The organism is Faecalibacterium sp. OF04-11AC, assembly GCF_003460645.1.
Lineage (GTDB): Bacteria > Bacillota > Clostridia > Oscillospirales > Ruminococcaceae > Faecalibacterium > Faecalibacterium prausnitzii_I.
The window spans coordinates 99,615-125,697 of sequence record NZ_QTVP01000002.1 but is presented as its reverse complement, the minus strand read 5'-3'; the positions used below and the strand labels follow the sequence as shown (position 1 = coordinate 125,697).

18 protein-coding genes and 2 pseudogenes are annotated in these 26,083 nt (G+C 58.6%); 16 read left to right on the top strand and 4 right to left on the bottom strand.

Annotated features, from left to right (window positions below):
• Positions 1–32: 32 nt before the first annotated feature.
• Entirely contained in the window at positions 33–1,058 is a 1,026-nt protein-coding gene (locus DXA70_RS01730) for a LacI family DNA-binding transcriptional regulator (protein WP_128117429.1), read from the bottom strand.
• Between the two features lie 286 nt (positions 1,059–1,344).
• Between DXA70_RS01730 and DXA70_RS01725 the strand changes: the two genes are divergently transcribed.
• The 4 genes and pseudogenes from DXA70_RS01725 (at position 1,345) to malQ (ending at position 5,850) form a co-directional block, all read left to right on the top strand.
• Positions 1,345–3,507 (top strand): PTS transporter subunit IIBC, encoded by a 2,163-nt coding sequence (locus DXA70_RS01725; RefSeq protein ID WP_128117428.1) that lies wholly within the window; start codon positions 1,345–1,347, stop codon positions 3,505–3,507.
• A 6-nt stretch (positions 3,508–3,513) separates the two neighbouring features.
• A pseudogene (locus DXA70_RS15245) lies at positions 3,514–3,834 on the top strand (hypothetical protein); the annotation flags it as partial.
• A 59-nt stretch (positions 3,835–3,893) separates the two neighbouring features.
• Positions 3,894–4,331 carry an endonuclease/exonuclease/phosphatase family protein gene (locus DXA70_RS15240; RefSeq protein WP_347553460.1) on the top strand — a complete coding sequence of 146 codons (438 nt, stop codon included), beginning with the start codon at positions 3,894–3,896 and terminating at the stop codon, positions 4,329–4,331.
• A gap of 16 nt (positions 4,332–4,347) precedes the next feature.
• Positions 4,348–5,850: a 4-alpha-glucanotransferase gene (gene malQ / locus DXA70_RS01715; RefSeq protein ID WP_128117427.1), complete on the top strand. Its 1,503-nt coding sequence runs from the start codon at positions 4,348–4,350 to the stop codon at positions 5,848–5,850.
• A gap of 127 nt (positions 5,851–5,977) precedes the next feature.
• Here malQ and DXA70_RS01710 read toward each other — a convergent pair whose 3' ends face one another.
• Both DXA70_RS01710 and DXA70_RS01705 read right to left on the bottom strand, forming a co-directional pair.
• A complete protein-coding gene (locus DXA70_RS01710) occupies positions 5,978–6,400 on the bottom strand; it encodes an AraC family transcriptional regulator (protein WP_128117426.1) in 423 nt (140 codons plus the stop codon).
• The gene (locus DXA70_RS01705; RefSeq protein ID WP_128117425.1) at positions 6,361–6,864 is read right to left on the bottom strand and encodes a cupin domain-containing protein; all 504 of its coding nucleotides are present in this window, start codon (positions 6,862–6,864) and stop codon (positions 6,361–6,363) included. The genes DXA70_RS01710 and DXA70_RS01705 overlap by 40 nt, the downstream gene beginning before the upstream one ends.
• 246 nt (positions 6,865–7,110) lie before the next feature.
• On the opposite strand from DXA70_RS01705, the gene DXA70_RS01700 reads away from it, so the two are divergent.
• The 6 genes and pseudogenes from DXA70_RS01700 to DXA70_RS01675 all read left to right on the top strand — a co-directional run bounded on the left by DXA70_RS01700 (position 7,111) and on the right by DXA70_RS01675 (position 15,903).
• On the top strand, positions 7,111–7,686 hold the full coding sequence (locus DXA70_RS01700) for a YcxB family protein (RefSeq protein WP_158565122.1): 576 nt from the start codon (positions 7,111–7,113) through the stop codon (positions 7,684–7,686).
• A gap of 83 nt (positions 7,687–7,769) precedes the next feature.
• Positions 7,770–8,818, top strand: a pseudogene (gene dctP / locus DXA70_RS01695) (TRAP transporter substrate-binding protein DctP).
• A 108-nt stretch (positions 8,819–8,926) separates the two neighbouring features.
• A complete protein-coding gene (locus DXA70_RS01690; protein ID WP_128117423.1) occupies positions 8,927–9,415 on the top strand; it encodes a TRAP transporter small permease in 489 nt (162 codons plus the stop codon).
• Positions 9,415–10,734: a TRAP transporter large permease gene (locus DXA70_RS01685; RefSeq protein WP_128117422.1), complete on the top strand. Its 1,320-nt coding sequence runs from the start codon at positions 9,415–9,417 to the stop codon at positions 10,732–10,734. The genes DXA70_RS01690 and DXA70_RS01685 overlap by 1 nt, the downstream gene beginning before the upstream one ends.
• Positions 10,735–10,864: 130 nt before the next feature.
• The gene (locus tag DXA70_RS01680; RefSeq protein WP_128117421.1) at positions 10,865–13,360 is read left to right on the top strand and encodes a TIM-barrel domain-containing protein; all 2,496 of its coding nucleotides are present in this window, start codon (positions 10,865–10,867) and stop codon (positions 13,358–13,360) included.
• Between the two features lie 26 nt (positions 13,361–13,386).
• On the top strand, positions 13,387–15,903 hold the full coding sequence (locus DXA70_RS01675; protein ID WP_128117420.1) for a TIM-barrel domain-containing protein: 2,517 nt from the start codon (positions 13,387–13,389) through the stop codon (positions 15,901–15,903).
• Positions 15,904–15,986: 83 nt separating this feature from the next.
• On the opposite strand, the gene DXA70_RS01670 is transcribed toward DXA70_RS01675, so the two are convergent.
• Positions 15,987–17,351, bottom strand: coding sequence for an MATE family efflux transporter (locus tag DXA70_RS01670; protein WP_128117419.1), 1,365 nt, complete (start codon positions 17,349–17,351; stop codon positions 15,987–15,989).
• Between the two features lie 171 nt (positions 17,352–17,522).
• Between DXA70_RS01670 and DXA70_RS13960 the strand changes: the two genes are divergently transcribed.
• The 6 genes from DXA70_RS13960 (at position 17,523) to DXA70_RS01650 (ending at position 25,448) form a co-directional block, all read left to right on the top strand.
• Complete coding sequence (locus DXA70_RS13960) at positions 17,523–18,515, top strand: TRAP transporter large permease subunit (RefSeq protein ID WP_243000962.1); 993 nt, start codon at positions 17,523–17,525, stop codon at positions 18,513–18,515.
• Between the two features lie 829 nt (positions 18,516–19,344).
• Positions 19,345–20,082 carry a 5'-nucleotidase C-terminal domain-containing protein gene (locus DXA70_RS13950; RefSeq protein ID WP_243000960.1) on the top strand — a complete coding sequence of 246 codons (738 nt, stop codon included), beginning with the start codon at positions 19,345–19,347 and terminating at the stop codon, positions 20,080–20,082.
• A 181-nt stretch (positions 20,083–20,263) separates the two neighbouring features.
• Positions 20,264–20,800, top strand: a complete 537-nt coding sequence (locus DXA70_RS13945; RefSeq protein ID WP_243000958.1) for an AAA family ATPase — start codon at positions 20,264–20,266, stop codon at positions 20,798–20,800.
• Positions 20,801–20,969: 169 nt separating this feature from the next.
• Entirely contained in the window at positions 20,970–22,568 is a 1,599-nt protein-coding gene (locus DXA70_RS13940) for a hypothetical protein (protein WP_243000956.1), read from the top strand.
• A complete protein-coding gene (locus tag DXA70_RS13935; RefSeq protein WP_243000978.1) occupies positions 22,475–22,759 on the top strand; it encodes a LuxR C-terminal-related transcriptional regulator in 285 nt (94 codons plus the stop codon). The genes DXA70_RS13940 and DXA70_RS13935 overlap by 94 nt, the downstream gene beginning before the upstream one ends.
• A 100-nt stretch (positions 22,760–22,859) precedes the next feature.
• The gene (locus DXA70_RS01650) at positions 22,860–25,448 is read left to right on the top strand and encodes a leucine-rich repeat domain-containing protein (protein WP_128117418.1); all 2,589 of its coding nucleotides are present in this window, start codon (positions 22,860–22,862) and stop codon (positions 25,446–25,448) included.
• The last annotated feature ends 635 nt before the right edge of the window (positions 25,449–26,083 follow it).

Here is a 26,083-nt window from a genome sequence, read left to right as displayed (position 1 = left end):
AAAAGAGAGGAAACGGCCTCGTTTTTTGCGCATCAGACCTCCGGCGGCGGGCAGCAGCTCTCGCGTTGGATGAGCTTATGCGGCACGATGATCTTGGTTGCCAGAAGGTTCGGGTTCTCGATATGGTTGATGGTCTGGCTGGCGGCCTCCATGCCAAGCTGGTAGGGGTTGACGTCCACCGTGGTCAGCTGCGGGCTGGTGATGCGGGAGAACAGCGAGTTATTGAAAGACACGATGGACAGGTCTTTCGGGATGTGCAGCCCCAGTTTGCCGCAGAACTGTTCCAGCACCACAGCAAGAATATCATCGCTGACCAGCATGGCGGTGGGGCGGTCCGGTGCGGTGAGCAGGGCTTTCAGCGTTTCTTCGTAAGCATCGTTCAGGGTGCCGATCTCCACGCAGTCCTCTTCGCGGGGGGTGATGCCATGCTTGAGCAGAGACATCTGGTAACCGCGCTTACGCTCTGCCGAAAACAGCATGGCATTGCTGACACCAAAATAGGCAATGCGGCGGTGGCCCATCTCATAGAGGTAGTCTGCGGCTTCCTCTCCGGCAAGGGCGTTGTCGTTGTCGATATAGATGGTCTGGTTGGCGGACTGTGCCGCTTTGCCCACAATGACGTGGAGCAGCCCTTCGCTGCGCAGATATGCCGCCACAGGACAGTCCTTTTTGGAGTAGAGCAGGATGAAACCATCTGCCTGCGCGTTGGCCACCATGCTCTGGATGGCGTCCAGAACCTCTGCGTCGTCCTGTCCGGTAATGACCGTGTTCACATACCGCCGCTGGTTGCAGAACTGCCCGATGCCGCGGATGATCTCCAGATGGAATGCGTTCTCGTAGACGTCCCGCTGGGAGGAGGGGAGAATGATGCCGATGGTTTTGGAAAAAGCTTCTACTGGTTCGGCCTCAAAGTTCGGTTCATAGCCCAGCTGTGCCATGACGCGGCGCACCCGCTCCTTGGTGTCCCGGCTGATGGAAGGGCTGTCCTTGCAGGTGCGGGACACGGTGGAGGGGGAGACACCCGCTGCTGCGGCGACGTCCTTGATGGTAACTGCCATGATCTGTTCCTCCTGAATCGATATTGCTTCTATTGTAAAGCTGTTTGCACGCGATGTCAATGTTTGCGCAAAGAGTTGCGCAAATCGTGCAATGCGACACTCTGCATATCTTCAACAACTTTCACAAAGAATCCTTAGCTGCATTGTAGAAAACATAGAAAGTTTATTTTTGACATAGAAAACTCTTGTAAAAATTGCGGAGTTGGATTATTCTTGTTGCGTAAAGTTGCGCAAGCACAATGCAACGCTTACGTAAAACAACGCAAAAGGAATGAGGAGGAACATCATGACCACAACGAGATCTTCGATTGTTGTGACAGCACCCTTCAGCGGAAAACTCGTCCCGCTGAGCGAAGTCCCGGATGAAACCTTTGCCAGCGGCGTTCTGGGCGAAGGCATCGCCATCGAGCCGTCCGACGGGCTGTTCTGCAGCCCGGTGGATGGCACCGTGGAGACCATCGCCGAAACGAAACACGCCATTGGCTTTGCGGCAGACAATGGGCTGGAGATTCTGGTCCATGTGGGTCTGGAGACCGTCAGCCTGAACGGCGAGGGCTTCGAGATCCTGGTCAAAGAGGGCGACCGGGTCAAGACCGGTCAGCCTGTGGCCAAGGCAGACCTTGCGCTCATCCGGGAGCGGGGCCTGAAAACCATCACTTCCATCGTTCTGACCGGCGGCGCAGACGATATGGAGCTGCACTGCGCCGATGGCCTTGCAACGGCAGGCAAGACGCCGGTGCTGACCCTGACGGAAAAAGAAGAAAAGCCTGCCGAGACTCCCGCGGCCAAGGAAGCCAGTGCAGAGAAACCGAAGAAGAGCTTCATCAATTTCGATTTTCTGCAGAAGCTGGGCAAGGTGCTGATGACGGTCATCGCCGTCATGCCCGCTGCCGGTTTGATGATCAGTCTGGGCAAGCTGGTGCAGATGGGCGGCGGCGACATTGCGGCAGTCATGACCATCGGCACCACCATGGAGAACATCGGCTGGGCGGTCATCAACAATCTGCACATCCTGTTCGCCGTGGCCATCGGCGGCAGCTGGGCGAAGGAGCGCGCGGGCGGTGCCTTTGCCGCCGTGCTGGCATTTGCCCTGATCAACGTCATCACCGGCAACATCTTTGGCGTCACCAGCGCCATGCTGGAAGACCCTAATGCCGTGACCCATACCCTGTTCGGGCAGGAGATCGCCGTCAACGGCTACTTCACCTCCGTGCTGGGTGCTCCGGCGCTGAACATGGGCGTGTTCGTGGGCATCATCGCTGGCTTCGTGGGCGGTGTGGCTTACAATAAATACTATAACTTCCGCAAGCTGCCGGATGCGCTTGCTTTCTTCAACGGCAAGCGTTTTGTGCCCATGGTGGTCATCGGCTACTCGGTAGTCATTTCCATCGTGCTTTCGCTGTTCTGGCCTGTAGTCCAGACCGGCATCAACAACTTCGGCATCTGGATCGCCAACTCTTCCGAGACTTCTCCCGTTCTGGCTCCGTTCATCTATGGCACGCTGGAACGTCTGCTGCTGCCTTTCGGCCTGCACCACATGCTGACCATCCCCATGAACTACACCTCTTTCGGCGGCACCTACACCATCGCTACCGGCGTCAACGCGGGCAGTCAGGTATTTGGTCAGGACCCGCTGTGGCTGGCATGGGCCAACGACCTCATCAACTTCAAGAAGGCCGGCGATATGGCTGCTTACAACAACCTGCTGGCTACCGTTACCCCCGCCCGCTTCAAGGTGGGCCAGATGATCGGCGCTACCGGTCTGCTGCTGGGCATCGCACTGGCCATGTACCGCCGTGTGGACGCCGACAAGCGTGCAAACTATAAGTCCATGTTCATCTCCACCGCACTGGCAGTGTTCCTGACCGGCGTCACCGAGCCGCTGGAATTCATGTTCATGTTCTGCGCCATGCCGCTGTACATCGTGTACGCACTGCTGCAGGGCTGCGCTTTCGCCATGGCAGGCATCATCCATCTGCGCCTGCACTCCTTCGGCAATCTGGAATTCATCACCCGCATCCCCATGTCCCTGCAGGCCGGTCTGGGCGGCGACATCATCAACTTTGTCATCTGTGTCGTGGCATTCTTCATCATTGGCTATTTCGTGGCCTATTTCATGATCGGCAAGCTCAAACTGGCAACGCCGGGCCGTCTGGGCAACTATACCGACGATAACGCGGACGATACCGCCGCCAAGACCGAGAAGAAGGCAGACAACGGTCAGGCCGAGCGCATCATCGCCCTGCTGGGCGGCCGGGAGAACATCGTGCTGGTGGACGCCTGCATGACCCGTCTGCGCGTTACCGTGAAAGACCCCGCCAAGGTGGCCGACCTTGCCGCGTGGAAAGCTGAGGGTGCCCTGAGCCTGCTGGTCAAGGGCGACGGCATTCAGGCCGTGTACGGCCCCAAAGCAGACGTTTTGAAATCTGACATCAACGATATTCTGTAAAAAACTATGAAACTATTGACTTTGAATACCCACAGCCTCATCGAGCCGGACTATGAGGCTAAGCGGGAGGCTTTTGTAGATTTCATCGCAGAGGAGCAGCCGGAGGTGTTCGCCCTGCAGGAGGTGAACCAGACTGCTGCCGCTCCGCTGCTGGGGGATGCTCCGGCGGGTTACTGTCCCTGCCCCGGCAATACGCTGCTGCTGAAAGCGGACAATCACGCCGCAGCAGTGGCCCGGATGCTGGAAGAACGGGGCGTGCATTATGATTGGAGCTGGCTCCCGGCAAAGGTCGGCTACGACAAGTACGATGAGGGGATGGCGGTGTTCAGCCGTGCCCCCATCACCGATGCCGAAAACCTGCTGCTGAGCAAAAGCAGTGATTATAAATACTGGAAGACCCGCCGTGCACTGGGCATCTGTGCAGGAGATGTCTGGTATTATACGGTGCATCTGGCTGGTGGAAGGACGAAGAAGAACCCTTCGCGGCCCAGTGGGAAAAGCTTTCGCAGGCGGCGGGAGCAAAGCAGACTGCCTTTCTGCTGGGGGACTTCAACAGTGAAGCCGATGTGCGGGGGGAGGGCTACGACCTTATCCTCCGCAGCGGCTGGCAGGATACCTACAGTATGGCACAGCAGCGGGACGATGGCTACACCGTCGTGGAAGCCATTGATGGCTGGCGGGATGCCCCGGATGCAGCGGCCAAAAAGCGCATCGATCAGATCTGGTGCTCCAAAGCGGTGCCCGTCAAAAGCAGCCGGGTCGTGTTCAACGGCCTGCAGGAGCCGCAGGTATCCGACCATGCAGGTATTTTGATCGAGTTATAAAGGAAGGAAAACGAAGATGCAGAGAAGTGCAGGCATTTTGCTGCCCATCAGCAGTCTGCCGTCCCCTTACGGCATCGGCTGCTTCTCGCAGGAAGCATACGACTTTGTGGATTGGCTCAAGGAAGCCGGGCAGACCTACTGGCAGATCCTGCCGCTGGGGGTGACAAGCTATGGCGACAGTCCCTACCAGAGCTTTTCCGCCTTTGCGGGCAACCCGTATTTCATCAGTCTGGACGCACTGGTGGAAGAAGGGGTGCTGACTGCCGCCGAATGCAAAAAGGCAAACTTCGGCCGCAAGGCAGACGACATCAACTACAGCCGCCTGTACACCGAGCGGGGCCGTCTGCTGCGGCTGGCTTACTCCCGCAGCGATATCGGCCACAATGAAGCGTTTGCGGCATTCTGCGAGAAAAACAAGTGGTGGCTGGACGATTTCGCCCTGTTTATGGCGGTGAAAGACCGCTTTGAGGGCAAGCCGTGGATCGAATGGGCGGAGGATATCCGCCTGCGCTGGCAGAATGCCATGGACTACTACCGCCGGGAACTGTATTTTGAGGTGGAGTACCACAAATATCTCCAGTTCAAATTCGACCAGCAGTGGCGTGCACTAAAGGCTTACGCCAACGAAAAGGGCATCCGCATCATCGGTGATATCCCCATCTATGTGGCACTGGATTCCGCCGATGCATGGGCGAACCCGCAGATGTTCCAGCTGGATGAGGACAACATTCCCACCGCTGTGGCAGGTGTTCCGCCGGATGGTTTTTCGCCCACTGGCCAACTCTGGGGCAATCCGCTCTACCGCTGGGAAAAGCACCGGGAAACGGGCTATCAGTGGTGGATCACCCGCTTGTGGTACTGCTTTGAACTGTACGACGTGATTCGCATCGATCACTTCCGCGGCTTCGATGAGTATTTCTCCATCCCCTACGGCAGTGAGACCGCGGTGGAGGGCCACTGGGAGAAAGGCCCCGGCATTGAGCTGTTCCGCACCGTGGAGCAGGCGCTGGGCAAGCGGGAGATCATTGCAGAGGATCTTGGCTACATGAGCGATACCGTGCGTCAGCTGGTGCGGGACAGCGGCTTCCCCGGCATGAAAGTGCTGGAATTTGCCTTTGACTCCCGCGACACCGGCAGTGCCAGCGACTACCTGCCCCACAATTACCCGGTGAACAGCGTGGCCTATACCGGCACCCACGACAACGAGACGTTGGTATCGTGGTATCGGACCGTCACGGACGCCGAACGCGCCATGGTGCGGGATTATCTGTACGACTACGCCACCCCGGAGGAGCAGCTCTATAAGAGCATGATCGCGCTGATCTTGCGCAGCGCGGCAGCGACCTGCATCATCCCCATGCAGGACTGGCTGGGGCTGGACAACTCCGCCCGCATCAACAAACCCTCCACCGTGGGCCAGAACTGGCGCTGGCGGCTGAAAAAGACCCAGCTGACCAAAAAGCTCCAAAAGGAGATCTGCCAGCTGACCACCCGCTACGGCCGGATGAACTGGGCGTAATCGTATAAAAATGAAAGAACGGGGCTGTTGCGTGTGCAACGGCCCCGTTTTGCATTTGCCATACAGCATAGGTGACTGCTTTTCATATCCGGGATGGAACTTTTACTTCTCTTAATACGTTCCGTAATCAAACTTTTTTCCGGTTCTGGGAGCGATACTCCGCGGGTGTGATGCCATACAGCCGCCGGAACGTTTTGAGGAAGCTGCTGTAATCCGGGAAGCCGCTCTCGGTGCAGGCGTTGAGGACGGAGACACCATCTTCCAGTGCCTTGCGGCAGTGCTGCATCCGCAGATGGGTCAGGTAGCTGTGGATGCTCTCCATAGTACACTCTTTAAACGCGCGGGAGAGGTGCTCCCGGCTGGCATAGAGCTCCTGGGCCAGCTTTACCGTGGTGAGGGTCGGGTCCTGATAGTGAGCTTGCAGGTAGGACACGGCACGCTGCACCAGAACGTTGGTGCTGCTGGGGGCCGTGGTCTGGCCGCTGCCGGTGGCCAGCGTGATGAGCAGCATCATCTCCGACACCTGGGCTTCAAAAACGATGTCACGCATCTGGCTGGCAATTCCAGGCTCTGGGCCATCCGCACAAAAAGGCTCTGAAAATCCCACTTGTTGCAGACATCCGGGTCCAGCACGGTGATGCTGTGCATCCAGGCGGCGTTTTTCAGGTTTGCGTTGCGGCGGCAGGCCTGCCAGAGGGCGTCGTCGATCTGGATGACCAGACGGTCAGAGTGGTCGTTATTAATATTGAAGATGCCGGCGTGGTAGATCTGAGCAGGGAAGTAGATGAGCTCGCCGACATGCACCAGATAAACACTGCCGTCGATGGAGTAACGCACGGTGCTGCCGCCGATGGGCAGCACCAGCTCATGGTAGGGATGGGAATGGACCACGGACTGGTCGTTTTTTTGGTTGGTATACCATGCCACCAGCAATCTTGTGTTGCGCAGCCCCATCCGTGCTTCCGCCTGTGTGAGGACATTATCGACATAATGCGTAACGCGCTCGATTTCCATAGCGATTCCACCTTTGTGAAAAATATCAGAAATGTGCTTTATCGTTGATTTTGGCTCTAGTATATCAGCTGATATCACAAATTGCAATATTTGAATCACAAAACCGCAAGAAAACGGATTGGAATTTTAGTATGATATGAGTGCAAGAAGACGACAAGAACAAAAATGACAAAACAGTGACAAAATTTTTGGTATATTTTACAAATGCAGCCGTCGTGTTTCGTGACGAACGGAAAGGAAGAGCTCATGCAGACTTCTAAAAATCATTTTGAAGCCAAAGTGATCTTTAACGATGAGACCATCCGCCGGATGTTCCGCACCGAGTTTTACACCTACGAGGGGATGCAGCGGCTGGTCTGGCTGGCCGTGGCATTTGCGCTGGTGATGCTGGCACTCTTCGTTCCCATCCCAACGGTGGTCAAGGTGCTCTGCCTGCTGGTAGGGTGCGCGATGTTCGCCATGCCGGATTTTCTAAGCCGGGTGGCGGCCGAGGGCGTCATCATGCAGCGGGGCGGGGCCGAGAGCACGGTCAGCTGCCGGATCAACGCAGGCGGCGTGGACGTGGAAAACGGTGCCCACATTCCGTTTGATAAGATCGACCGCCTGGTCGAGGACGACCAGTACTTCTACCTGTTCCAGAGCCGCCAGATGGCGGTGATGATCCCCAAAGGCAGCCTGCTGCCGGCGAACCCCGAGCGGTTTGCCAAGGTGCTTGCCAAAGAGACCGGCAAGGACTGGCAGCAGCCCAAGAGCCTGTGGGGCCTCAACCTGAAAGATCTGATCCAGATGGTGAAAGATCGGTTCCACCGCGGCGAGTCCTGACCGCTGCATTCCAAATTTGTTGTTTCACGGCCGACCGGCTGTGACGTGGTATACACAAGCAAGAAGAAGAAAGGAAATCCACTATGAAAATCTCTCGTAGACAGTTCGTTCAGGTCCTGGCAGTTGCAGGCGCTTCCGCTCTGCTCACCGCTTGCGGCGGCTCTTCCAACAACTCTGCAGCAGGCAGCACTGCTGCTTCCGGCGCGGCAGCTGCTGCAGGCGGCAGCTTCAACCTGAAGCTGGGCCACAACCTGGCTGAGGACCATGCTGTTCACATCCAGCTGACCAGCTTTGCGGAGCAGGTCAAGGAGAAGACCAACGGCACTGTCAACATCCAGATCATCCCCAACGGCACCCTGGGCAGCGAGTCTGATATGATCTCCCAGATCCAGGCCGGCGCTCTGGACATGGCTAAGGTCTCTGCTTCCACGCTGGGCAACTTCAGCGAGAAGTACAACGCTTTCTCCGTGCCTTATGTCTTCGACGATCAGGCTCACTACTACACCTACATGGACAGCGATTCCGCACAGGCTGTCTTTGAGTCCACCGACGATCAGGGCTTCCGCGGCCTGACCTGGCTGGATTCCGGCGCTCGCTCTTTCTACACCAAGGCTACCGCCATCCGCACCCCGGCTGACCTGAAGGGCCTGAAGATCCGCACCATGGACAGCCAGATGGCAATCGACATGATGAACTGCCTGGCGGCTCCGCTACCGTTATGGGCTACAGCGATATCTACACCGGTATGCAGCAGGGCGTTATCGATGGCGCTGAGAACAACGTCACCGCTCTGCGTGACCACGGCGACGTCACCAAGTACTACTGCTTCGACGAGCACACCCGCATCCCCGATATGGTCATCATCTCCTCCAACATCTGGAACCAGTTCTCTGACGATCAGAAGTCCGCTGTGACCGAGTGCGCCAAGGCTGCTACCGAGGAGTACAAGACCGCTTGGAAGAACTTCGAGGACGAGGTTCTGGACAAGGCTGTCAACCAGAACGGCGTCGAGCTGGTCAAGGACGTGGACATCGCAGCATTCCAGTCTGCTGTGCAGCCCATCTACGAGAACCTCAAGACCGCTAACCCCACCACCTATGCGGTCGTGGAAGAGATCCGCGCAATGGTCTGATCGGCCGCGGTTCCATTCTGATTCTTGCCTCCTAAAGGCCGCGGGCAGGGCGTTGAGTGCCTTTGCCCGTGGCCGCGCGGGAGGAACCAAGCTCAAGGAGATGATCTTGTGAAAAAACTGGATAAAATTCTGGATAACGTCATGCGTTTCCTTATGGCAGTGGCAATGTTCGCCCTGCTGGCAGGCGGCACCTGGCAGATCTTTACCCGCTGGATCCTGCGCAACCCCTCCACGGTCACCGATGAGTTCCTGCGCTACGTTCTGATCTGGGCTTCCATGATCGGTTCCGCATACTGCTTCTACAAAGACAAGCACCTGGCACTGGACCTGGTCAAGGGCCGTGCAAAGGGCGCGTTCAATGTCATTCTGAGCGTCTTCATCGAGGCTGCCATCGTCTTCTTCGTTGGCTATGTCTTCGTGTATGGCGGCTGGAAGCTGACCGCGAACGCTACCAACGTTTCCTCGGTCATGCGCATTCCCTTTAAGCTCCTGTATTCCATCCTGCCGATTTCCGGCATCTTCATCATTCTGGCCCGCGTGCTGAAGTACGTTCAGCTCTTCCTGGACAGTAAAGAAAAGAAAGGAGAAAACGCATAATGGTTGCACAGGCTACGTTACTGCTGTTCGGTTCCTTTTTCGTGATGCTGCTGGCTGGTGTGCCTATCTCTGCAGGCATCGGCATTGCATCCATCTTCACGGCCCTGTTCAGCATGGACCCCGCGATTTTCGCACTGACCGCGGCACAGCGCTGCTTCTCCGGCATTGACTCTTTCTCTCTGCTGGCTCTGCCGTTCTTCTCTCTGGGCGGCAACATCATGAACAAGGGCGGCATTGCAAAGCGCCTTGTCCGTCTGGCCCGTCTGGCCGTTGGTAAGATGCCCGGTTACCTGGCTGCCACCAACGTTCTGGCAAACATGTTCTTCGGCGCCGTTTCCGGTTCTTCCGTTGCAGCTACTTCCGCAATGGGCTCCATCATGGCTCCTCTGGAGCTGGATGAGGGTTACGACCCCAACTACTCCGCGGCCGTCAACATCTGCTCGGCTCCTACCGGCATCCTGATCCCCCCGTCTGGTCCGTTGATCCTGTATTCCATCACCGCTGGCGGCGTTTCCGTTGCTGCTCTGTTCATGGGCGGCTACCTGCCCGGCATCCTGATGGGTCTGTGTGTCGCTGGTCTGGCTGTGTTCATCGCGGTCAAGAAAGGCTACAAGTCCTCGGACGTCAAGGATCCCGATCCCGCCATCAAGATCATCATTGATGCAGTGCCCTCTCTGCTGGCCGTCATCATCGTCATGGGCGGTATTCTGGCAGGCTTCTTCACCGCGACCGAGGCCGGCGTTGTCCTGTGCCTGTACTGCGGTCTGCTCTCCATCCTCTACAAAGAGATGACTCTGAAGAGCTTCTACAACCTGCTGGCTGACACCATGGAGAGCAGCGCTACCATCCTGTTCCTGATCGCCGCTTCCTCCATCATGTCTTACGTCATGAGCTACTCCGGCATCCCGGCTGCGATCAGCAACGCCCTGATGAGCGTTTCCAACAACCGTTATGTCATCCTGCTCATCATGAACGTCTTCCTGCTGGTCATGGGCATGTTCCTGGACCTGACTCCTGCCGTTCTGATCTTCACTCCGATCTTCCTGCCCATCACCCGCAGCATCGGCATGAGCGATGTCCAGTTCGGCATCATGCTCATCATGAACCTGGGTATCGGCTCCGTCACTCCTCCCGTCGGCTCCTGCCTGTTCGTTGGCTGCGGCGTCGGCAAGGTCAAGATCGAGGGCGTTACCAAGTACATCGTGCCTCTGTTCGCCGCCATGGTCGTGGCACTGTTCCTGGTCACCTTTATCCCGGCCATCGCTCTGGTCGTGCCTTATCTGTGCGGCCTCGTCCCCAGCCTGGGCTGGACCATGTGAGATTGACTGCTCTGGGTTGAGCAACTGAATGTTTGCCCCCGTTTCTCTGAAGATAAGCTGCATCTGAGGGGGAATGGGGGCTTTTTGTATCCGAAACCACACCCCACAAAAATAAATGAGGAACTGCATTATGGAAATCTGCTCCCGTTTTACCGGCATGGAGCGCAAGGACGGCGCTTTCCTGCTGCACACCGACAACGCGGATGTCAAGGTCTGCTTCGTGACCGACGAGATCGTCCGTGTCCGCGCCAGCTTTGACCACGAGCTGGCCGAGGAATCCTACATCCTGATGACCACCGCCTGGGAAGACCGTATGGACGACCTGTTCAAGGGCGAGCGCACCCGCGTGGAGCCTTTTGCGGCTGAGGTCACCGAGGACGACAAGACCATCACGTTTGCCACCGGCAAGGTGACTCTGGTGGTCGAGAAAGACCCCATCAATTTCAAGCTGCTGTCCGCTGACGGCTCGGAGCTGTACAGCACCCTGCCCGGCAACCCGTTCGTCAAGGACTCCAACAACCGCGTTGTGGCTTACAGCCGGATGAAAGAGGACGACTGCTTCTACGGCTTTGGCGAGAAGACCGGCGAGCTGGACAAGAACAAGACGTTCCAGCGTGAGCGTGCTACCGACGCGATGGGCTACGATGCCGAGAAGATGGATACCCTCTACAAGCACATCCCCTTCTACATCCGTCTGGACCGTGACACCAAAAAGGCTGTCGGCGTGTTCTACCACAACTTCTACGAGTCCGTGTTCAACATGGGCCGCGAGAAGAGCAACTACTGGCCTCGCTACACCTACTTCCAGGCCGACGGCGGCGATCTGGACTGCTTCCTGATCGGCGGCGACACCATCGCCCGCATCGTGGACAACTACACCCTGCTCACCGGCCGTCCGGCTCTGCTGCCCAAGCGTGCTCTGGGCTATCAGGGCTCCAGCATGTACTACCCCGAGCTGGAGAAAGACAGCGACGACGCTGTGCTGGGATTCGTTGACACCATCAAGGAAGAGGGCTTCCCCATTGATGGATTCCACCTGTCCAGCGGCTACACCAGCCAGAACAACAAGCGCTGTGTCTTTACCTGGAACACCGAGCGCTTCAAGGACCCCAGTGCTTACTTCCATGCCATGAACGAAAAGCACGCCCAGAACGTGCCTAACGTCAAGCCGGGTGTCCTGCTGTGCAACCCCCGCTTTGATGAATTTAATGCCGACGATGTCTTTGTGAAAGACAGCAAGAACCCCGAGAACTACGGCGTCGGCAAATGGTGGGGCGGCGACGGCGCTTTCTGGGACTTCACCAAACCCGAGGGCCGTACAGCCTGGAAGAAGTACCTGACCGAGTCCATCATTGCCGTGGGCACCGATTCCGTCTGGAACGACAACTGCGAGTATGACAGTCTGATGGATAAGGACGACATCTGCGACTTTGACGGCAAGGGCGGCACCATCGCTCAGCTGAAACCCATCATGAGCACCCTGATGTGCAAGGTGGGTGCAGACGCCGTTGTGGAACACAATGCCAAGGCTCGTCCCTATATGGTCTGCCGCAGCGGCAGCGCCGGCATCCAGCGCTACGCGCAGACCTGGTGCGGCGATAACTACACCAGCTGGAAGTCCCTGAAGTACAACATCCCCATCATCACCGGCATGGGCCTCTCCGGCCAGCCCAATGAGGGCGCGGATATCGGCGGCTTTGCAGGCCCGGCTCCCACCGAGGAGCTGTTCGTCCGCTGGGTGCAGCAGGGCATCTTCCAGGCCCGCTTCTCCATCCACTCCGCTTCCAACGATAACACCGTGACCGAGCCCTGGATGTTCCGTGGTTCTGCAGATCTCATTCGTGACGCGATCCTGCTGCGTTATCGCTTCACTCCGTATCTGTACAGCGCGGAGTACAACGCAAGCAAGACGGGTGCTCCCATCATGCGCGCTCTGGTCTACGATTTCCAGGATGACCCCAACGTCTACGAGGAGAGCTTCGAGTTCCTGTTCGGCCGTGACATCCTGGTGGCCAACGTCATCGAAGAGGGTGCTAAGACCCGCAAGGTCTACCTGCCCGCAGGCTGCAAGTGGTACGACTGGAGCGACAAGATGCGCTGCTACGAGGGCGGCCAGACCATCGAGATCCCCGTCACCATGGCAAGCATCCCCATGTTCATCCGGGAGGGCGCTGTCATCGCCATGGCGGATAACCAGCTGATGACCATGGAGGGGGACCACACCACCGACCTCCACCTCATCGTGGCTCCCAAGGGCACCGTTACCACCACTCTGTATGATGACGACGGCGTGACCAACGATTTCAAGGACGGCGTCTTCCGCAAGACCACCATCACCACCACCGCCGGTGAGCGTGTCACCATGGACTTCACCTCTGAGGGCAGCTATGAGGACACCGTCAAGACCGTCAAGGTGGAGATGATCGCCAAGGAGAAGAGCCCGTTCTGGGTCACTCTGGACGGCCGCAAGATCGAGCACTTCCTCAACCGCCGCAAGTTCGACGAGGCTGCTGAGGGCTGGTACTACAGCCAGACCAAGAAAGCGGTCGAGGTCAAGTATGCAAACCCGGGCAAGGACTACAACCTGACCGTTTCGTTTGAACAGTTCGACCTGATCGGCATGTAATAAAAAACAACACGGAGGAACTTGTTATGCTGCTTCGCAGTTTTGAATCCTTTGAAAAAACGGAGAATGGCTACCTCATCCACGGCGACGCTGCGGACGTAAAGCTGATCTTCATGACGGATGACATCATCCGTGTCCGCGTCCACTTCGACAAGGGCACCCCCATGGAGGAGGAGTCCTACACCCTGGTGACCACCGCATGGCCCGACCGCATGGACGACCTGCTCAAGGACGAGCGCACCCGCATCACCGCGCTGGATGTGCCCTGCACCGAGGATGAGAAGTGCCTGACCTTTGAGACCGCTCACGTTACCCTGAAGCTGTTCAAGAAGCCGTTCCATTTTGAGATGTACGACAAAGAGGGAAAGCTGCTGTATCAGGATCTGCGGGAGCGCGCGTTCGAGAAAGACCAGATCGGCCGCCTGACCCACTTCTCTAAGGTGGACCGCGAGTATGACCACTTCTTCGGCTTTGGCGAGAAGACCGGCCACCTGGACAAGAAAGGCCGCCGCCTGCGCATGTCCCCCAAGGACGCCATCGGCCACGACCCCGAGACCGGTGACCCGATGTACAAGCACATTCCGTTCTACATCCGTGTGAACGAGAAGGACCGCCGCCCCATCGGCCTGTTCTACCACAACTCCTATGACTGCGTCTTCGACCTGGGCGAGGAGCTGTCCGGTTACTGGGAGCGCTACTGCTACTACCAGACCGACGGCGGCGACATCGACCTGTTCCTGCTGGCTGGCCCCACCCTGCCGGATATCCTCAACGAGTACACCCTGCTGACCGGCCGCAGCGCTCTGCCCACCAAACAGTCTCTGGGCTACTGCGCTTCCACCATGTACTACGCGGAGCTGGAAAAGAACTGCGATGAGGAGATCTACAAGGTCATCGACAAGCACGAGAAAGAGGGCATCCTCATCGACAACTTCTGGCTGGCTTCCGGCTATTCCAGCGGCGAAGAGGACAACCTGCGCTATGTGTTCAACTGGAACCACAAGCGCTTCCCGGACCCCAAGAAGTTCTTTGAGAACATGAATGCCCGCGGCATCAATGTCATCCCCAACCTGAAGCCGGGCATCCTGAAGCGTCACCCCTACATCGACCTGTTCGAGAAGAACGATGTCTTCATCAAGACCCCGGACGGCAAGGCTCCGTACTATGGCCGCTGGTGGGGCGGCGAGGGCCGCTTCTTCGACTTCACCGGTCCCAAGGGCCGCGATACCTGGAAGCAGCTGCTGGAGGAGAACATCCTCAAGATGGGCACCAAGACCGTCTGGAACGACAACTGCGAGATGGACGGCGTGGAAGACCGTGACGCCCAGTGCGATTTCGAGGGCAAGAAGGGCACCATGGCTGAGCTGAAGATCCTCCACTCCAACCTGATGGCTTACACCGCCAAGCATGCTCTGGCCGAGGTTTACCCCGGCGAGCGTCCCTACATCATCAACCGTGCAGGCTACGCCGGCATCCAGCGCTATGCACAGGTCTGGGGCGGCGACAACCTCACCGACTGGCGCACCGTCAAGTTCAACATTGCCACCATTCTGGGCATGGGCCTGTCCGGCTGCTCCAATATGGGCTGCGACATCGGCGGCTTTGCCGGCCCGGCTCCGGAGGCTGAGCTGCTGCTCCGCTGGCTGCAGAACGGCGTGCTCCAGCCCCGCTTCTGCCTGAACTCCGCCAACAACGACAACACCGTCACCCAGCCCTGGATGTATGAGGAGAACCTGCCCTACATCCGCGAGGCTTACAAGCTGCGTTACCGCCTGATGCCCACCCTGTACTCCCTGATGTACGAGAGCAACCAGGACGGTATGCCGGCATGGCGCCCGCTGTTCCTGGAGTTCCCGGACGATCCCAAGTGCTACACCGACAAGAACCTGACGTTCATGTTCGGCAAGAGCATCCTGGTGGCAAACGTGGTGGAAAAGGGTGCAACCACCCGCACCATCTACCTGCCCGCCGGCTGCAAGTGGTACGATATGAGCGACAACCTGCGCGAGTATGAGGGCGGCCAGACCATCGAGATCCCGGTCACTCTGGCAAGCATCCCCATGTTCCTGCGCGGCAGCGCCATCGTGGCCACCAGCGAGGACGTCAAGCACATCCTCCGCGACACCATGCATCAGCTCGACCTTCTGGTCGCCGCCGAGACCGACACCAGCTTTGTGCTGTATGACGACGACGGCCACACCGAGGACTACAAGAACGGTGTCTACGCCAAGACCACCATCAACGTCAAGGCCGGCGACCGCACCGATATCCACTTCTCCACCGAGGGCACCTACGAGTCTCCCGTGGAGCGCATGACCATCAAGCTGGTCAGCAAGAAAAAGGGCGCGCTCTGGGCCAGCGTGGATGGCGAGCAGCTCACCCAGTACATCGTCCGCGATGGCTGGGAGGAAGCAGAGTCCGGCTGGTACTACAACCTGTCTGACCGCACCATCTGGGTCAAGTTCAACAAGCCTGCCAAGAAAGACTTCACCGTCACCATCTCGACCGAGAAGTTCGACCTCATCGGCATGGCTGAAGACTAAACCGCCACTTCCAATCTTCTTCTATAAAAAGGCCGAGGCCTGTGGGAAAGCTCCCGCAGGCCTCGGCCTTTCTTTTGGTTTTGTTATTCTTCCCGCTTGAGCATCCGGCGCACCATGAACATGCAGTACAGCATGGCCAGGCCCCAGGCAAAGGGGTTGGAAAGGCAGATGCCAACATAGCCCAGGCCTGTTTTCACGGCCAGAAGACCGCCCAGGCTGCGGCCGATGAGCTCGCCCACGCCGGAAATGATGGCCTGCACGCTGTAGCCCAGGCCCTGCAGCGTGTTGCGGAAGATCATCAGCAGGCCATGGAAGCAGAACAGCATACTCATAATGGCCAGGTACTGGATGGCTCCGGCGGTCACGGCGGGGTCTGCATCGCCCAGCACCAGCCCCACGGCGTAAGGCTTGATGAAGAAGATGACGACCCAGGCGGCCACGCAGTAGGTCAGCTGGATCGTGCAGCCGTCCTTGATGCCCTGCTTGATGCGGTCGGTGCGGTGGGCACCATGGTTCTGCCCTACATAGGTGGCCATGGCCATGCCCACGCTCTCCATGGGCAGGGTGAACATCTGGCGGATCTTCTCACCGGCAGTCTGGGCGGCTACCGCGGTACTGCCCAGCAGGTTGATGGCGTCCTGCATGATGACGGCACCAATGGCCGAGACGGAATACTCAAAGCCCATGGGAAAGCCGATATAGGCCAGCCGCTTACAGTGCCCGGCGGAGAGCAGGCTGCTCTGACCCCGGAACGTGAGCTCCTCCTGCTTGGCCGTCCGGGTAAAGAACCAGAACGCGCACAGCCCGCCGCTGAGCAACTGGCTGAGGACGGTGGCAAGGGCCGCGCCGTCCACGCCCATGCCCATGGAGACGATGAGCAGGTAATCCAGCCCGATGTTCAGCACGCTGGCCGCCAGCAGGAAATAGAACGGGTGCTGAGAGTCGCCCATGGCGCGGAGCACGCTGGAAGCGTAGTTGTACAGCACCGTGGCCGGGATGCCCAGGAAGAGGATCCGGATGTAGAGCACGGCGTCCGCGTACAGCTCTTCCGGCGTGTGGATGAGCTGAAGCAGCGGGCCCGCCATCAGGGTGGTGAAGATGGTGAACACCACGCTCAGCACCACGCAGAGCAGGGCACCGTTGAACAGGTATTTCCGCAGGCCGCCCTTATCCTTGGCACCGAACGTCTCGGCTACCGGGATGCCAAAGCCCACGCAGGCACCCTGCACAAAGCCCAGGATGAGGAAGTTGAGGGAGTAGGTGGTGCCTACCGCACCCAGTGCGTCGGTGCCCAGGCACCGGCCCACAATGACAGTGTCCGCAAAGCTGTACAGCTGCTGGAACAGGGTGCCCAGCACCAGCGGCAGCGCAAACCGCAAAATCTGGAACAACGGCTTGCCCACCGTAAGGTCCGTGGTGCCAGACTTGCGTTTTGAGGTCGTTTCCATAAAAAGAGACTCCTTATCTTAAAATGATTTGAGTATATTGTACCATGGAGATCCGGTGCGGCCAAACAGGTTTTTGTGATGGAAACCATGTTTTTTGTGATGTAGGCTTTACTTCCAACTTCTAGAGATTTGTGGTAATATAATCAATAAGAATAGAAAAGAGGGACGCGGATGCTCAGACAAAAGCCGGAACTGAATATCATCTACATCTCGGAGCGGATGCGGCACAGCCTGCAGCCCGTTGCCCGCAGCAGCCTGACGGCGGTGGTGGCTCCCATGGGCTACGGCAAGACCACCGCCATCAACTGGTACCTGAACGAGCGCGGCCGGGAGGGAGCCGCCGTGCTGCGGGTGAGCATCTACTCCGCAGCCGTCAACATCTGCTCGGCTCCTACCGGCATCCTGATCCCTCCGTCTGGTCCGTTGATCCTGTATTCCATCACCGCTGGCGGCGTTTCTGTTGCTGCTCTGTTCATGGGCGGCTACCTGCCCGGCATCCTGATGGGTCTGTGTGTCGCTGGCCTGGCCATTTTCATTGCGGTCAAGAAAGGCTACAAATCTTCTGACGTGAAAGACCCGGATCCCGCGATCAAAGTCATCATCGATGCAGTGCCCTCTCTGCCAGCTGACCACCCGCTATGGGCGGAAGAACTGGGTGTGACCGCTTTAAGGGGGATGGCAGCTTTTCCCCGGAAGCCAAATGGCGGGCCGATTCCGGCAGACTGCTGCAAAACGGAGGGTAAAAGTATAACTTTTGTCGAAAAAGGGGTAAAAAACCGTAAATCGCTTGCGGAATGTGAAAGAAATGCGTATACTGAGCCTAGGTTCAAGCGAAAAACGACGCAAATCATCGGACGAAAGAGAAGAGGTATTCACATGAGAAATCTGTTCCGCAAACTGATCTCCGGCGTTGCTGCGGCTGCGCTGGCGATCAGCATCTTCCCGGCTGCGGCTTTTGCTGCGGGGAACGACCAGCAGACGCACATCACCATTCTCGGCACCTCGGATATGCACGGCAATCCGTGGGGCTACAGCTACGAGGACGACAAGGAGACCGCCAACAACGGCATGGCACGCCTGTACACCTACATCCAGCAGGTGCGGGCTGAGCAGCCCAATGTGGTGCTGGTGGATGCCGGTGACGACATTCAGGCACGATCATGACCGACGACATCGCCAACAAGCGGCCGAATGAGGCGCATCCGGTGATCGCCGCCATGAACCAGATGGGCTACGATGCCATGACGCTTGGCAACCATGAGTTCAACTGGGGCATCCCGACCATGAAGACCATCCTCAGTCAGGCCAACTTCCCCGTGCTGGCAGCCAATGTCAAGGACGCCAGCGGCAATTTTGTGACCGGCGCAGGCTGGACCATCACCGAGCGGGATGGCGTGAAGATCGCCATCATCGGCGTGGTCACCCCCGATGTGCCCATCTGGGACGGCGGCAAGGCCGGCATCGAGGAATGCACCTATGAGGCCGCCAGCACCGCAGTCAAGGAAGCAATCCAGGCCATCAACGGGCAGGCCGACGTGATCGTGGTCTCCGCCCACATGGGTCTCTACGCCGAGTTTGATGAGGAAGGCGGCTCTGACTCCGCCCAGAAGATCCTCGACGACAACCCGGAAGTGGATGTCCTGCAGGTGGCACACAACCATGTGGTCGTCAAGCAGAAAGAGGGCAATGTGGTCATCGGTGGTGTGCGCAACAGCGGCCGTGACATCGCCCGTTTCGATCTGACGCTGGACGCCGACAAGAACATCGTGGACTCCTCGGTGGAGATCGTGGATATGACCGGTGTGACCCCCAGTGAGGAGCTGCGTGCCAACCCCGTGGTCGCAAAAGCCCATCAGGAGACCCGCGACTTCATCAAGGGCGGCACCGGTGCGACGGCGAAAAGGGCAGTGCGCTTGGCTCTACCACCGCAAAGTTCCAGCCCACCAACGAGATCGCCGGTCTGCCCGAGGGCAAGCTGCGGGATACGGCCGTCATGGATCTCATCAACAAGGTGCAGCTGGAGAACTCCGGCGCGGACGTCTCCGCAGCAGCTCTCTTCAAGGACACCAGCGACCTGCCCAAGGGCGAGATCAACTACGGCAACATCTTCGATATCTACAAGTTTGACAACACCCTGTACCGTGTCCGCGTGACCGGTGCCGAGCTGAAAGCCTACATGGAGTGGTCCGCCGAGTGCTACAATCAGTGGGTGCCTGGCGACATCAACATCTCCTTTGACCCCGAATACCCCGGCTACCTCTACGATATGTTTGCCGGTGTGGACTATGAGATCGATCTGAGCCAGCCCAAGGGTCAGCGCATCAAGAATGTCATGTTCCACGGCGCACCGCTGCAGGACGACCAGACCCTGACGCTGGCGGTCAACAACTACCGCTACTCGTCCGCCCTGAAGAGTCAGGGCCTCGTGTCCGGCAAGAAGGAGTGGGAGTCCTCCAACTCCATTCGCGACATGATCGTGGCTTACTTTGCCGAGCATTCTCCGGTGGCTCCCGAAGTGGACAACAACTGGAAGATCGTGGGCGTGGATCTGCAGGAGACCAACCCCGACCGTGCGACCCTGATCGCGCTGGTCAATCAGGGCAAGATCGACGCCCCCTACAGCAAGAGCCTGAACCTGAACGACCCCGCTGTGCAGGAGATCCTGAACGATAAGAGCAACGCAGCTCTCCGCAACTGGAACCGGGTCAAGATGTTCTTCACCACCAAGTAAGTTCTGCAGATGCCTGCAATGCAGGCGTTCTGCCCCGAAAATCAAGGCTGCGGAACCCCCGCCGGAAACCGGCAGAGGCTCCGCGGCCTTTTTGTTTCCCGCAGAATTGAAGTCTGGGAAAAGTCTGATATAATAAAGACAAGAATGTCCGTCACAGAGCCGGTGCGGGGAGAAACAGCTTATGCCGAAATACAAAGGAAATCTGAATGCGGTCTACATCTCAGAGCGGCTGCAGGAGTGCCTGCGCCCCATCGCGGGCTGCGCCCTGACTACTATCATTGCGCCCATGGGCTACGGCAAGACCACCGCCATCAACTGGTACCTGAACGAGCGCGGCCGGGAGGGAGCCGCCGTGCTGCGGGTGAGCATCTACTCCGCCAACCGGGCCATCTTCTGGAAAAGCCTGCAAAAGGCGTTTGCGCAGGCTGGGCTGACTGTGCTGGAGGGGTACGAGTGCCCCACGGACGCCAGCGGCGCGGCCCTGCTGCTGGACGACCTCTGCACCGCGCTGGCCGGGGAGCGGGAGATCAATCTCTTTCTGGATGACTTCCACCTGCTCCGGGACGAGCAGGCCGCCGCGTTCCTCTGTGCGCTGGCCAACCGCCTGCCGGGCAACGCCCACCTCGTGGTGGCCAGCCGGAACGATTTCCTGCCCCAGGCGAGATCCTCCGCCTGGGGCAGCGGCTCCACCGGGTGGGGGCCGACCAGCTGCGGCTGAACGAGAAAGAGTTATCCGCCTACGTCCGCCGCTGCGGCATGGAGCTGACGGAGCCCCAGCGGGAAACCTTGCTCCACTCCTGCGAGGCTGGTTCTCTGCCATCTACCTCAATCTCCACGCGCTGGCGGAGCGGGGCACCCTGCTGCCCACCAGCTCGGACATCTACGCCATGTTCACCGCGGCCATGATCGAGTCCCTGTCTCCGCAGCGGCAGGAGTTTTTGGCCGTGATGGGCCTGGCCGATGAGTTTACGGTGGAGATGGCTTCTGCCGTGACCCGGATGCCGGACGCCGAGCAGGTGCTGCTGGCCCTGACGCGGCAGAACGCCTTTGTCACCCGCCTGCCGGACGGCGAGAGCTTCCGGTTCCACCACATGATGAAAGAATGCGCCGAGCGGCTGTTTGCCCAGCTGCCCGCCCCGCGGCAGGCGGCCGTCTGGGAACGGTATGGCCGCTGGTACGAGGCCCGACGGCAGTATCTGCCCGCCCTGCGTGCCTACGAAAAATGCGGGGATTATGACGCCGCCCTCCACGTCATTGAGGAGGACGCCGGCATCCTGCTGGCATCCCTCGGCCCGGCGGAGCTGCTGGAACGGCTGGGCCGCTGCCCGGTGGACGCCCTTAAGCGGCACCCGCTGGCCATTCTGGTGCTGATGCGCCGGATGTTCACCTGCCAGCAGATCCCCAAAATGATGGAGCTCAAGGCCCTGCTGGAAGCCGCCGTGCGGGAGCACCCGGAGCTTCCGGCCCAGGAGCGGGGCAACCTGCTGGGCGAGTGCGACCTCATCCTGAGCTTTCTGATGTACAACGATATCACCCAGATGAGCCGCCTCCACCGCAGTGCCAGCCGCCAGATGACCCGCCCTGCCGTTACCCTGCGCAACAGCGGCAGCTGGACGTTCGGTTCCCCCTCGGTGCTGATGATGTACTACCGTGCTCCCGGGGAGCTGGGCAAGGAGCTGGCCGAGATGTACGAGTGTATGCCCCATTATTATAAGATCACCCAGGGCCACGGGCAGGGGGCCGAGCTGGTGATGGATGCCGAGGCCGCGTTCATGCAGGGACATTTTGAACGGGCGGTCCTGCTGCTGGAACGGGCCCGGGTGCGGGCGGCTTCCTGCGGGCAGGAGAACATGGCCCTCTGCTGTGATTTCCTCGCCCTGCGGCTTTCCCTCTGCGGGCAGGCAGGGGAGCCGTTTGATTTCGAGGCCCGCCGTGCCGCCCTCCTCCAGCGGCACGATGTCGTTCTGCTCCACCTGCTGGAGAGCATCGAGGCCTATTACTACGCCCTGCTTGGCCGCACCGATGCCGTGCCCGAGGTCTTCCGGGAGCATCGTCTTGCCTCCGTGAGCTACTTTGCCCTCTGCCGCCCCATGATGGAAATGATCGAGCTGCAGGTCTGGCTGGCACAGGGGCAGGCAGTCAAGGTGCTGGCCCGCTGTGAGGAGCTGCTGGCCGCCTGCCAGCGGTTCCACTATGGCTGGTGGCCCTCCATGTCCGGGTGCAGATGGCGGCAGCGTACGGACTGTATGGCCAGCCTGCCGAGGCCCGGGCTGCACTGGAGCAGGCGCTGGCAGAGGCCGCGCCGGATGGCTTCTGGATGCCGCTGGCCGAAAATTACCGCTATCTGGCCCCGCTGCTGGCGCAGGGCGGCTGGGGCAGTGCCCAGCCGCTGGTGGAGCGGGCGATCGCTCTGGGGCAGCGGTACGAGGCTCGGCGCGCCCAGCTCAACGGCTCGGCAGACCGCCCGGCCATTGCCGCCGCACTGACCGAGAAAGAGCTGGCCCTTGCCCGGCTGGTGGCCCAGCGCCGCACGAACAAGGAGATCGCCGAAACACTCCACCTCTCGGAGGGGACCGTCAAGCAGTACATCAACCAGCTGTACGCCAAGCTGGACATCGGCGGGGCCGTGCGAAACAAGCGCGCCCAGCTGGCTGCCCTTTTTGGCACAAAATACTAACCAAAGGTTAATAGGAATTTTGCAGGCTCTGTGGTAGAGTAAAATCAAACCACAGGGCTTTTTTCTTTGGATTTTCCTGCACCAGAAGGAGGCGTGTAAAATGAAAGAACAAACCACCCGAACCCCGCCCAAACTGCGCGTCCTGAGCGCGTTTCTGGCGGTGGCCATGCTGTTGACCCTGCTGCCCGCGGCGGCGTTTGCGGATGATCCGCCCGGCTGGTATTACACAAAAGACAGCGTCAAATACTTTAATGATATAAACTCGACCGTCTGGCAGGTGTACAAATATGAGGGCAGCGCTGCGGAGATTTCTCTGCCCGAAACGATCAACGATGGCAAGGGGCGTAACTATTATGTTGGCGCCATTCGCCAAAAAGCTTTTCAGGATAACACCAGGATCACCGGCGTGACGTTTCCGGAAAGGTATTATTATGTGATCAACTCGAGGGCGTTTTCCGGGTGTACCAACCTGACAACGGTCAATACAACTACGGCCCTGATGGATGTTGGCGAGAGAGCGTTTGAGAACTGCACCAGCCTGCGAAGCTTTGCGATGCCCGGCGAACACCGCCAGAGCGTAGATTCCTATGCGTTCAGCGGCTGCACCAGTTTGCAGAGCTTCAGCATGGTAGGCTATCCGGGCAAGGCGGAGATCGCAGACCATGTGTTCAGTGGCTGCAAAAATCTGACCCAGGTCAGCCTCAGTGCAAACGTGGTCAGCATTGGGGATAATGCGTTTGAAAACTGCACCAATCTGGAAAGCATCACCCTCTATAACACCATCAAGGAGTTTGGCGAGAATGTGTTCCAGAACAGCGGCCTGAAAACCGTGTACTTTGAAGGCACGCCGGAAGAGTGGAACGCCAATACGGTCATCAAAGGGAAGCTCCCTGCGGATGTGACGGTCGTGTGCACCAAGCCCAGCGAACCCGGCGGCGGCGAGACCGGTGGTGGCGGTACCGGTGGCGGCGAGACCGGTGGTGGTACTGGCGGCGGTGAGACCGGCGGTGGCGGTACCGGTGAACCCGACCAGCCCACCGAGGGTACCTACAAGCTCTGGATCAAGGGTATTCAGGTGACCGATGAAAACAAGGACGATGTGCTGAATGATAAGGATGATGAAGAGAATCTTGAGGGAGAAGCCACGGTCGTGTTCGACCCCGATACCATGACCCTGAAGCTGCGCTATGCACATCTGGACTGCTGGGGAACCGGTGAGACACCGATCCGGTCGGGACTTCCCCAGTTGACCATAACCGGCATTGGGGGAGCGGTGCTCGGCAGAACAAACTCGATCACGGCAGAAAATGGAGATATCCTATTTGATGACGGAGACATCAGTCTGGTCCGGGGTACGATCTCGGCCAACCATCTGACATTCCGGAACGGCAGCTGGATCCGAATGACAGAGTGGGACGATACGGCGGGCATCGTCGCAAACGGAAAGATCGACATTGACGGAAGCAAGGTCGTCATCGAAAATGAAGAAGAAGCCTGTGCGATCTGGGCAAAAGGCGGCGATCTCACGGTAAGCAACGGAAGCACCGTGCAGCTGCAGGTGCAGAGCACGGCCCTCAAGGGCAGCGGCAAGCTCTGTGTGATGGATGGGCAGTGGTACCGTACTTCCAAGGATGGCCAGTACGAAAAAGGTACGGGGACTCCGGCTGCATTCCCCGACAGTGCTTATTTTGAAGTGGTCAATAAAAACCTGAATCTGGACTGGTACCATGTCTGGGTCGCAGGCACACAGGTGAACAGTGAAAACAAAGGGAACATTGCACCGGATATTGTACGGGGCGGTACCATCTCCTATGACAGCGAAAATGACATCCTCCAGATCAGCGGCCCTGTGACGCTGGGCTCCCCGACGGAACCAATCAATAAGACCTTGCTCGCGGGCGACAGCTACAGCAAAACGACAAAGCTGACCGCGGACCAGACCGTTGAGGGCTGGGTGACAGGTGCCTGGCACGATGGCATCAGCAGCATGGACGAGATCGTAGCAGGCCATTATATCCTCCATGCTGTCGATCCGGATGGCAACGAGGGCATTGTTGGCCAGCGCAACACAAAGATCCACTCCGGTGTAACGGTCGAGCTGCACAATTTCAAAAAGGGGATCAGCTTTGATCCCGTCACGATCTATGGCGATGTTTTCATCTATGATGGAGAGATCGGCCTGACTGGCTTCGATTGTACTCTGATGCCGGGAGCCACGCTGGAGATACATGCAAAGAAATTCCTGAGCACGACAGAGACAAGTAGAATACATTACAAGGGCGGTCACCTGACCATGAACGCTGCGGACAGCACCACAGAGGACCGCGGCCTCGCCGCACTGAACGCGGAGGTGGATAAATTCTGGTACCGCACCGGCCCCGAGGCAGCCTTTGTGGAAACAACGGCGGAAGCGTTCAACAGCAATAAGCCGCTGGATGCAGTCTATCTGGAGCTGACGGACGAGGAACCCTCCATGGACGGCTACTTCATTGAGGGCGATTACACCTACGAGATCACCACGGACGGCAATGCCGCATCCTTGCTTACGATGGCAGCGAGGCTGACGTGGTGGTGCCCGCAACGCTGGGCGGCCGGGACGTCACGGAGATCGGCAACTCTGCAAGACCTGTTTTTAATGCAAATGCGGCCATCCGCAGCATCACGTTCCCGGACACTCTCAAAGAGATGAGCGGCCTTCCGCTGTTCTATGGATGCGAAAACCTTGAGACCATTACCATCCCGGCCAGTGTGACCGGAATGAATTTCAACTCGGTGGCGGATTGCTTTATTTTCAACTGCCCCAACCTGAAGACCATCATTTTCAAAGGTACCCGCGCCCAGTGGGAAGCCATTGAAAAAGAGGATGTGAATCTGGACGGCATCACGGTGCGGTGCAGCGATGGCAACGTTGATCCTGTGCAGCCTGACCCGGACCCGGATCAGCCTGACCCGGGCGACCCCGACAACGAAGATGTCTTCCTCCAGTTTGAGGACTGCTCTGTGGACGTCGAGAAACCGGACGGCACCACCCTGCACTTTGATGCTCTTACCGGTGTCATACAAAGTCAGCGGCTGCCAAAGGGCGCAAAGGTGACGATCACGCTGGATGAAAAGGCCATCCCGGAGGGGATGAAGTTCTCCTGCTGGGTGTTTGATGATCCCCGCCCGGAAGACCTGATGGAGGACGGCACCACTGCCACCTTTACCATGCAGGAGGACATTGGCGTTCTGGCCAAGTTCTCCACGCTGGAAGAGGATGATTCCAGTGCCGACTTCGGCACCATCGCGGCTGCAACCGCTGTCGTGGGCGTCGTGGGTGCCACG